The sequence below is a fragment of the Streptomyces sp. NPDC051136 genome (assembly GCF_044455745.1).
Taxonomy (GTDB): Bacteria; Actinomycetota; Actinomycetes; order Streptomycetales; family Streptomycetaceae; genus Streptomyces.
Map to the genome: position 1 here is coordinate 26196 of NZ_JBITFE010000001.1, position 10303 is coordinate 36498.

Sequence of the window (10303 nt, forward strand, 5' to 3'; positions counted from 1 at the left end):
CGCCCACCGGGACCCCATCGGTGCTCCAACGGCCGTCCGCAGACTGGGCGCCCGGCCCGCCGGCCCGGTGCGACGGCGGCGGGACGACCCGAGCCGAGCCAAGCGACCCAAGCGACCCAAGCGACCCGAGGAGTGGCCGTGTCGGACGAGCACGTACCCGTACTCATCGTGGGCGGCGGCCTCGCCGGCCTCACCACCGCGCTGTTCCTGGGGCTCCACGGCGTCGGGTCGCTGGTGGTGGAGAAGCACCCCGGCACCTCGGTCGTCATGAAGGCGCGCGGGCAGTACCCCCACACCATGGAGGCGCTGCGCATCGGCGGCGTCGCCGACCGGATCGCGGCCGCCGGACCGGACGCCGGCACCGGCGAGTTCTACATGGTGGTGGCCGACAGCCTGGCGGGGCCCGTCCTCACGCGGATCATGACCGAGGGCGAGATGGCGATGCGCCACGTCTCCCCCGAGGACTGGGCGATGGCGGGCCAGGAGCGCACCGAGGTGATCCTGGCCGACCGGGCCGCGGAGCTCGGCGCCGAACTCGGCTTCGACACCGAGCTGGTCTCGCTCACCCAGTCGGCGGACGCGGTCACGGCCGTACTGAGGGACGTGCACACCGCCGCCGAGCGGACGGTGACCGCCGACTACGCGGTGGGCGCCGACGGTGCGCACAGCCGCGTGCGGCAGGAGATGGGCATCGGCATGCACGGCCGCGGCAACCTCGGCGAGATCTTCCGGGTCTTCTTCGACGCCGACCTGAGGGAGCCGCTGCGTGAGCTGCCCGGCGTCGCGGACGGCCGCAAGTTCGCGCTCTTCTGGCTCCAGCAGCCCGTGCCCGGGGTCTTCTACACCACCGACGTGCCCGGCCGTTACGGCTACGTGCTCGGCATGTCCGAGGACCCGCCGGACTTCGCCGCCTTCACCGAGGAGCGGTGCGCGGAACTGGTCCGCACCGGCCTCGGCCTGCCCGGTCTGCCGCTGGAGGTCGTCGAGACGGGACGTACCGACATCGTCAGCGAGATCGCCGACCGGTTCAGCAGCGGCCGCGTCCACCTGGTGGGCGACGCGGCCAGGCTGGTGCCCGCGCCGGGCGGTCTCGGCGGCAACACCGCGATCACCGACGGCTTCTACCTGGCGTGGAAACTCGCGATGGTCGTCAAGGGCGAGGCCGGCGGCGGCCTGCTCGACAGCCACGACGCGGAGCGCCGTCCGGTCTCGGAGATGATCGGGGAGCAGCAGCTGCGCAACACCGTGGAGCGCTTGGCGTCCTACCTCGACGACGGAGCGCTCGCGGCGCCGCTCCCGCCCGTCGTCCAGGCCTTCGGCTACCGGTGCGCGAACGGCGCGGTGGTCCGCGAGCCCGGCGACGCCGGGGAACTGCTGGAGGACCCGGCCGCCCCGACCGGCCGCCCCGGATCACGGGCGCCCTACGTGCGGCTGCCCGCCGGCTCGCCGGCCGCGTCCACCACCGCCCTGTTCGGCCGCTCCTTCGTCCTGCTCACCGGGGACGGCACGGGCGGCGCCTGGACGGACGCCGCCGCCGCGACGGCCCGTCGGCTCGGCATCACCCTGCCGGTGCACCGGCTCACCGGTCCCGAGTGGGAGAAGAGCTACGGCGTGAGCGCGGCGGGCGCCGTACTGGTGCGGCCCGACCGTTTCGTCGCCTGGCGCTCCACCGGTCCGGCCGCGGACACCGACGCCGCGCGGCAGGCCCTGGAGCGTGCCCTGCGCACCGTCCTGGACCGCCCGGAGCCCGCCCCCTGAGGAAGGGCGGCCCCACGGCCCTCGGCCCCCACCCACCCCCGACCCTGCAAGGACGAACGAGGAGACGACGATGATTCTGGTGACCGGAGCCACGGGCAACGTGGGCGGAAAGGTCCTGTCGCTGCTGCGCGCGGGCGGGCACAAGGTGCGGGCGCTCACCCGGGACCCGGGGCGGGCGGGGTTCGCCACGGGTACGGACCTGGAGGTGGTCGCCGCCGACCTGGGGCGCCCGGAGACGCTGGCGCCCGCGCTGGACGGCGTGCAGAAGGTCTTCCTGATGTCGCTCGGCGCGAACAAGGCGACCCATGACGCCCACCTGGTGGCCGCGGCGCGTGAGGCGGGAGTCGAGCACATCGTGCAGCTCTCCACCCTCGGTGTGGAGGTGGCCGGGGATCCGAAGACCAATCCGCTCGGCCACTGGCACCGGATCGCGGAGGAGGCGCTGCGGGACTCCGGGGTGCCCTGGACGATCCTGCGGCCCAACGGATTCATGAGCATGAACCTCGGCTGGGCCGCGTCGGTCAAGGCCGAGGGAGTCGCCCGCGGCCCGCTCGCGGACGTGCCCGAGGCGATCGTCGACCCGCGGGACATCGCGGAGGTGGCGGTGCGGGCACTCACCGAGGAGGGCCACGAGGGCCGGGTCTACGAACTGACCGGGCCGCAGGCGCTGACCGGCCGTGAGCAGCTCGCCGTGATCGGTTCGCTGCTCGGACGGGACCTGCGCTTCGAGACCGTCCCGCTCGCCGCACACCGGGAGATGATGCTGCGCCACTTCTCCGAGGAGACCGTGAACGGGGTGATCACGACGTTGCGGGAGGCGATCGAGCACGGCAGCGAACTGCACGGGCGGCTGTCGCCCGACGTACGTGAGGTCCTCGGCCGCGAGCCGCGCTCCTTCGCCGTGTGGGTCCACGACCACCTGGACTTCTACCGCGCGTGAGGGCGCCGCCGCGCCCGGGCGGACCGGCCCGCCCGGGCGGCGAGGAGGAAGAACTGGCACACTCTGTACCGGACAGCGGATCGAGGAACCACCGGGAGTAGTCATGTCCACGCCTGCCGACGCCGCAGGACGCAGCCAGCGGGCGCCGGAGCGCGGCATGGATCCGCGGGCGGCCCGCAGCCGGGCCGCCGCACTCGCGGCGGCCCAGGAACTGCTGGTGGAGCAGGGGTGGGCCGCGGTCACCCACGTCGCCGTCGCCGCCCGCAGCGGCGTGGGCCGCACCACCCTGTACCGTCACTGGCCGGACTCCCCGTCCCTTATCTACGAGGCCATCGCCGAGCGCATCGCGAGCGCCCGCCCGGTGCGGACCGGCATGCTCCGTGACGACCTGATCGCTCAACTCAACGGCCTGCGCGCCCTGCTGCACGACCCGGTGGGGGAGCGCGGAATGCGGGTGGTCATCGAGCGCGCCGGCGTGGACCCGGCGTTCGCCGAGCTGAAGGAGGCGCTGTACCAGGCGGGCTCGGGCGGTTTCCGCGCGATCGTCGAGCAGGCCAAGGAGAGCGGTGAACTCCCCGGCGGCCTGGACACGGAGCTGGCCATCGACCAGCTCGCGGGCCCGCTGATGTTCCACCGGCTCCTCGCGGAACGCACCTTCGGCACGGAGTACGTGCACTCCGTCGTCGACGCCTTCCTCGTGGCCAACGCGGCGTCCCGGCCCGGACCCGTGCGGCGGGCCGGGCGGGGCTGAGACGCCCCCGTGCCGGGGGCCGGGCGCCTCCGGCCAGCGTCGCCGCGGCGTCGGGCGACGCTCAGTGCCGTACGAGCCGCTCCGGACGCCTCGCGGGAGCTCCGGCGGCCACCAGGTCGCCGGCCGCGGACGTGGGCCGTCCGGCCGGCGCGCCGGGTTCGGCGGTGAGTACCGAGTCGGTGCACGCCGGGACGTCGAGGGCCGGGTCGCCCGCCAGGATCGCCTGGTGCAGGCGGCGCACCCGCGCCGAGGGATCGAGGCCCAGCTCCTCGCGCAGCACGGTGCTCAGCTGCCGCAGCACCTCCAGCGCCTGGGTGCGGCGGCCGGTGCGGTGCAGCGCGAGCATGAACTGGGCGTGCAGGCCCTCGTGCATCGGGTACTTGGCCGTGAGCCGGCTCAGCTCACCCAGCAGTTCCTGGTGCCGCCCGAGCCGGAGGTCCGCGGTGATGCGCTGCTCCCGCACGCTCGTGCGCTCCTCCTCCAGGCCCACGAGAAGGGCCCGCAGGACGGGACCGCGCTGTACGTCGGAGAGCGCCGCCCCCTGCCACAGCCGCAGGGCCTCGGAAAGACAGGCCGACGCCCGCACGTCGTCGTGGTGGAGTGCCGAACGGCCTTCGCGCACCAGGGACCAGAAACGGTTGGTGTCGAGTTCGTCGCTGCCTACGGCCAGCAGATAGCCGCCGTCACGGGTTTCCAGGATCAGGCGGGCCGCCTGGAGACTGCCGATCCGCGGCACCCGCCGCAGGCTGCGCCGGAGCTGGAGGATGTACGACTGGAGGGTGGAGAGCGCGCTGTTGGGAGGGGAGTCGTCCCACAGTTCCTCGATGCACGTGCCGGTGGACACGACCTGGTTCGCGTTGAGGAGCAGCAGGGTGAGCAGCTGTCGCTGCTTCGGGGCCGTCGGCGTGTAGGACTTCCCGCCCTCGCTCATGCGCAGGGGTCCCAGTACGGAGAATTCCACGTCGTCTCGCACACCTTCCGGAATAGTGACAGGATTCGAGTTGCCCGCGCTCGGCGGGGTGGTCAGTACCCCCTGATTTGTGCGGCGGGAAATCGCCGAATTGGAACGAAGATTAATCGGGTGTGCACATCTTTCGCCCACCGGCGGTCAACGCCCGCCGGACCTCTCGGTCGCTACCGGCCTTGACCTGCGAGGTCCCGCTCCGGGTAAGTGGGGAACTCCGCGGTAACGATCCGCTCTCCGGCCCGACGGGCGCAGGAGTTACCGGCGCATGACTCGGCCCCGATTAGGGTCTGCGTGAACGTGGCCCTGCTGAAATTCGGTGCGTTCGTCCTCGTGAGGATACTGGCGATGCGGGAAAACAAGCGGTTGGATTCCGATGGCTGACGAGAAAGAACTGCGTGGGTACCTCAGGCGCGCGGTCGCGGACGCGCGCGATGCCCGGCGGCGGCTGCGTGAGGTGGAGGAACGGGCGAGCGAGCCGATCGCGGTCGTCGGGATGGCGTGCCGGTTCCCCGGCGGGGTGAGCAGCCCGCGGGAGTTGTGGGAGCTGGTGCACCGCGGCGCCGACGCGGTCTCCCCGTTCCCCGTCGACCGGGGGTGGGACGAGGACGTCTACGACCCCGATCCGGATCGCGCGGGCAAGTCCTATGTGCGCGAGGGCGGTTTCCTGCGGGACGTCGCCGGATTCGAGCCGGAGTTCTTCGGGATGTCGCCCCGCGAGGCGCTGGCGGCGGATCCGCAGCAGCGGCTGCTGCTGGAGACCGCGTGGGAGGCGATGGAGGACGCCGGCCTGGTGCCGGCCACGTTGCGCGGCAGCCGCACCGGGGTCTTCGCCGGGCTGATGTACCAGGGGTTCGCCGCCGGCATCCTCGACGACATCCCCGTCGACGTCCAGGGCTACGTCGCGGGAGGTGCCTCCAGCAGCATCGCCGTCGGCAGGGTGTCGTACACCTTCGGCTTCGAGGGCCCCGCGGTGGCCGTGGACACGGCCTGTTCGTCGTCGCTGGTGGGGATCCACCTGGCGGCGACGGCCCTGCGCCGGGGGGAGTGCGACCTCGCACTGGCCGGCGGCGTGACGGTGATGGCCACGCCGACCTCGTTCGTGGAGTTCTCCCGGCAGGGGGCGCTGTCCCCGGCGGGACGGTGCAAGTCGTTCGCGGCGGACGCCGACGGCACGGTGTGGGGGGAGGGTGCGGGTCTGGTGCTGCTGGAGCGGTTGTCGGACGCGCGGCGTCTGGGGCACCGGGTGCTGGCGGTGGTGCGGGGTTCGGCGGTGAACCAGGACGGTGCGTCGAACGGTCTGACGGCTCCGAACGGTCCTTCGCAGGAGCGGGTGATCCGGGAGGCGTTGGGCAGTGCGGGGTTGTCGTACGCGGATGTGGACGCGGTGGAGGCGCACGGGACGGGGACGCGGCTGGGCGACCCGATCGAGGCGCAGGCGCTGCTGGCGACGTACGGGCAGCAGCGCCGGGAGGGGCGTCCGCTGTACCTGGGTTCGCTGAAGTCGAACATCGGACACAGCCAGGCCGCCGCCGGAGTGGGCGGTGTGATCAAGATGGTCGAGGCGATGCGGCGCGGGGTGCTGCCGAAGACGCTGCACGTGGACACCCCGTCACCGCGCGTCGACTGGGACTCGGGCGCGGTGGAACTGCTCACCGAGGCCAGGCCCTGGCCGCAGACGGGGGCGCCGCGCCGGGCCGCCGTCTCCTCCTTCGGCATCGGTGGGACGAACGCACACGTGATCGTGGAGGAGGCTTCCGCGGAGCCGGCGGCCGAGCCGGTGGCCGAGCCGGTGAAGTCGGACCCCGCGACCGGACTGCCGGCGGTGCCGTGGGTGGTGTCGGGGCGTTCGGCGGACGGCCTGCGGAGTCAGGCGGCGCGGCTGCTGACGGCCGTGGCGGACGACGCAGGTCCCCACCCCCGGGACGTGGCCTGGACCCTCGTGTCGGAGCGGGCCGTGCTGGACACGGCCGCGGTGGTGGTGGGCGGCACCCGGGCTGAGCTGACGCGCGGTCTGCGGGCCCTGGCATCAGGGGCGCCGGACGCTTCCGTGGTGAGCGGGCCGTCGTCTTCGCGCGGCACACCGCACCTCGCCTTCGTGTTCACGGGGCAGGGGGCGCAGCGGCCGGGAATGGGCCGGGAGCTGTACGAGTCGGTGCCCGAGTTCGCCGCCTTCTTCGACGAGGTGTGCGGGGAGCTGGACGCCCACCTCGCGCAACCGCTGAAGCAGGTGGTGTTCGCCCAGGAGGGCTCGGAGCAGGCCGGGCTGCTGGACCGGACGGAGTACACCCAGCCCGCGTTGTTCGCGCTCGAGGTGGCGCTCTTCCGGCTGCTCGAACGCTTCGGTGTGGTGCCCGAGTTCGTGGCGGGTCACTCGGTGGGCGAGGTGGCCGCGGCCCATGCGGCGGGCGTGCTGTCACTGGCGGACGCGGCCCGGCTGGTGGCGGCGCGGGGCCGGCTGATGGGGGCGGCACGGGAGGGCGGCGCGATGCTCGCCGTCCAGGCCGGCCCGGAGAAGGTCGCGGGCGACCTGGCCGGACTGGAGGACCGGGTGTCCCTGGCGGCGGTCAACGGCCCGGAGAACGTCGTGGTGTCCGGCGACGCCGGCAGCGTCGAGGAACTCGGGGCGCGTTGGCGAGCGGAGGGCAGGAGGGTACGCCGGCTCCGGGTGAGCCACGCCTTCCACTCGCCGCACATGGACGAGGTGCTCGACGAGTTCGAACAGGTCGTCATGGGCCTGTCGCTCCGGGCACCGCGGATCACGCTGGTGTCGACGGTGACGGGCGAGGCGCTGTCCGCGGAGGAGGCGTGCTCGCCGCGCTACTGGGTGCGGCAACTGCGCGAAGCGGTGCGGTTCTACGACGCGGTGCGCGCCCTGGAGCAGGAGGGCGTCGCCCTCTTCGTCGAGCTCGGCCCGGACGCGGTGCTCAGTGCCCTGGTTTCGGCCGGAGCCGAACGGGGTCCCGGTCTGGTGGTACCGGTGCTGCGGGCGAACCGGCCGGAGGGCGAGTCGCTGGCGTCGCTGCTGGGCCTGCTGCACACCCGTGGGCGGCGTGTCGAGTGGCCGCGGGTGCTGCCCGGGGCGCAGCGGGTGGATCTGCCGACGTACGCCTTCCGGCGCACCCGGTACTGGCTGGAGGCGCGCGCCGGGCGCGTGGACGCGGCCGGCCTCGGCCTCACGGGCGCCGGACATCCGCTGCTCGGTGCCTCGCTCCCGGTCGCCGGCCAGGACGAGGTGCTGCTCACGGGGCGCGTCTCCCGCCGTACCCATCCCTGGCTGGCCGACCGCACCGTCCTCGGCGCCGCCGCACTGCCCGCCTCGATGTACGTCGAACTCGCGGTGCGGGCGGGCGACGAGACGGGCTGCACGGTACTGGAGGAACTCACCCTGGCCGCCCCGGTCACGCTGCCCGAGGAGGGGGGACTCCAGATCCAGGTCCGGGTCGGTGCACGCGACCAGGACGGCCGGCGTTCCGTCACCGTCCACGTCCGGCCAGCCCCGGGAGACCTCGGCCACGCCCTCGACGGCTCGTGGCGCGTCGCGGCCCGGGGAGTCCTGCTGGCCGACGGGCCCGCACGAACGCCCGTCCCGGCCGAAGGGCGCACCGGAGCCCCGGCCGGCGAGCGGCACGGCGGTGGGGCGGGCGCGACCGACGTGGGCCTGCCGGACGAACTGCTGTCCGAGGCCCCGCGCTACCGCCTGCACCCCGCGCTGCTGGACGCCGCGCTGGCCGCGTCCCAGGCCCCCCGGGCGGCCGGTGCGGCAGGCATCGCCGTGCCCGCCGTCTGGCGCGACGTACGGCTGCACGCCGTGGGGGCCGGCACCGTCGGAGTACGGACGACCCGCATCGACGACGACACCGTCGGGCTGGACCTCATGGACCCCGAGGGGCGGCCGGTGCTCACGGTCGGTTCGCTCACCTACCGGGTCGTCCCCGAGGACGAGTTGCGCGCGGCCGCCGGACCGCTCGGCGAGGGCCTGTCCGCGATCGAGTGGGTCGCCCACGACACCGCCGCCGAGCCGACGGCCCGCTGGGCTGTGGTCGGCGCCGACGTGCCCGGCGCCACCCGTTTCGAGGACCTCGACGCGGCGGCCCGGGCCGCCGCCTCGGACCGGGAGGCCTTCGACCTGCTGCTCGTGCCGTGGACGTCCACGGGCGACGTGCTCGCGGGAACCCGCCGGGCGCTCTCCTTCGCCCAGGCACTCCAGGCCGCGGACGCGCTCCGCGGCACACCGGTCGTGGTGCTGTCGCGGGGCGCGGTCGCCACGGATCCGGACGACGCGACGCGCCTCGACACGGAAGCCGCGGCCGTACGCGGCCTGCTGCGCAGCGCGGGCGCCGAAGGCGTGGACGGACTCGTACTGGCCGACACCGACACGGACACCCCGCCGCTGGACCTGCTCGCGTCGGCGGCGCGGGCCGGGGAGTCGGAACCGGCGGTGCGCGACGGGCGGGTCCACGTGCCCCGGCTGCGTCCGGTCCCGGCCGGCGATCCGGCCGGGCCGCCGTGGACGACGGACGGCACGGTCCTGGTGACCGGAGGCACCGGGACCCTCGGGGCCGTGCTGGCCCGGCACCTGGTGGCCACGCACGGGGTGCGGCACCTGCTGCTGGTCGGCCGCCATGACGCCGGGACGCCCGGAGCGGACGAACTGGTCACCGAGCTGGAGGAGTTGGGCGCGCGGGTGACGTCCGCCGCGTGCGACGCGGCGGACCCGGAGGCGCTGGCCGGAGTGCTGGCGGCGATACCCGGGGACCGTCCGCTGACGGCGGTGGTGCACGCGGCCGGTGTGCCGGAGGACGGACTGCTGTCCGCGATGACGCCCGGCCAGCTCGACCGGGTCCTGCGCCGGAAGGCCGTCGCCGCCCGCAACCTGCACGAACTCACCCGGCACCTGGACCTCACCGCCTTCGTCGTCTGCTCCTCCCCGGCCGGCACCCTCGGCGGCCCCGGCCGGGCGAACACGGCGGCGGCCGAAGCGTACGCCGAAGCCCTGGTCCGCCACCGCGAGGCGATCGGGCTGCCCGCCACCGCCGTGGCCTGGGCACCGTGGGTACGCGGCGACGCGCACGAGGAACACCCCGACGGCGGCCTCGCGCGGCGGGCCGGTGCCACCCTGCTCAGGCCCCTCACCGCTGACCGGGCGCTCGGTCTCCTGGACCGGGCCGTGGCCCTCGGCAAGGACAAGGGCGGCGCCCGCGCGGTGATCGCGGGTGTCGTGGACCGGGCCGCACTGCGCGGTCACGACGTCGTGCCGGCCGCGTTGCGGGACCTGGCCGAGGGGCCGGCCCGCCGGAGCGCGCGCCCCGCGGCCGGAGCGGGTGACGCCACGCTGACCAACCGGCTCACGGGTCTGGACGGGGCGGAACGCGAGGCACTCGTCCTGGACCTGGTCCGGGCGGAGGCCGCCGGGGTGACGGGCCGGCCCGACCTGCACGCGATCGCCCCGGACCAGGCCTTCCAGGAGGCCGGGTTCGACTCGCTGGCGGCCGTGCAGCTGCGCAACCGCCTCACGGCCGCGACCGGGCTGAACCTGCCGGGCACCCTGGTCTTCGACCACCCGACCCCGCGCGACGTCGCCGGCCACCTGCTGGAACGGCTGGCTCCGACCGGGGCCGACGTGTCCGCGCGTGTCCTGTCCGAACTGGACCGCGTCGACGCCCTGCTGGCGGCGGTCCACGAGGACGAGCGGCACCGGAACATGGTGCGGCGCCGCCTCCAGGCGATGGCGTCCAGGCTCGGCACCCCGGCAGGGGGCACCGACCCCGTGGACGAGCCGGCGCCGACGGCCCGGATCGAGTCCGCGTCGGTGGACGAACTGTTCGCCCTCATCGACACGGAACTCTCCGGCCCGCCGACCGATGACCAGACTTCCTGAAAGGCAGAC

4 protein-coding genes and 1 pseudogene are annotated in these 10303 nt (G+C 74.4%); 4 read left to right on the forward strand and 1 reads right to left on the reverse strand.

Going from position 1 to position 10303, the window contains the following annotated elements:
* The first annotated feature begins 138 nt into the window (after positions 1-138).
* The 3 genes from ACIBCJ_RS00140 (at position 139) to ACIBCJ_RS00150 (ending at position 3449) form a co-directional block, all read left to right on the forward strand.
* Positions 139-1758 (forward strand): FAD-dependent monooxygenase, encoded by a 1620-nt coding sequence (locus ACIBCJ_RS00140; protein WP_365981415.1) that lies wholly within the window; start codon positions 139-141, stop codon positions 1756-1758.
* Between the two features lie 70 nt (positions 1759-1828).
* Complete coding sequence (locus ACIBCJ_RS00145; protein ID WP_365981416.1) at positions 1829-2698, forward strand: SDR family oxidoreductase; 870 nt, start codon at positions 1829-1831, stop codon at positions 2696-2698.
* A gap of 103 nt (positions 2699-2801) precedes the next feature.
* Complete coding sequence (locus ACIBCJ_RS00150; RefSeq protein ID WP_365981417.1) at positions 2802-3449, forward strand: TetR-like C-terminal domain-containing protein; 648 nt, start codon at positions 2802-2804, stop codon at positions 3447-3449.
* Positions 3450-3510: 61 nt separating this feature from the next.
* On the opposite strand, the gene ACIBCJ_RS00155 is transcribed toward ACIBCJ_RS00150, so the two are convergent.
* Complete coding sequence (locus ACIBCJ_RS00155) at positions 3511-4410, reverse strand: AfsR/SARP family transcriptional regulator (RefSeq protein WP_362091012.1); 900 nt, start codon at positions 4408-4410, stop codon at positions 3511-3513.
* 394 nt (positions 4411-4804) lie between these two features.
* On the opposite strand from ACIBCJ_RS00155, the pseudogene ACIBCJ_RS00160 reads away from it, so the two are divergent.
* Positions 4805-10294 (forward strand): annotated as a pseudogene (locus tag ACIBCJ_RS00160) (SDR family NAD(P)-dependent oxidoreductase); the annotation flags it as partial.
* Positions 10295-10303 lie beyond the last annotated feature (9 nt).

What these genes read in the sequence shown, in the direction of transcription:
- ACIBCJ_RS00145 (WP_365981416.1), top strand. Translation starts at nt 1,829, where the DNA reads ATGATTCTGGTGACCGGAGCCACGGGCAACGTGGGCGGAAAGGTCCTG.
- ACIBCJ_RS00150 (WP_365981417.1), top strand. Translation starts at nt 2,802, where the DNA reads ATGTCCACGCCTGCCGACGCCGCAGGACGCAGCCAGCGGGCGCCGGAG.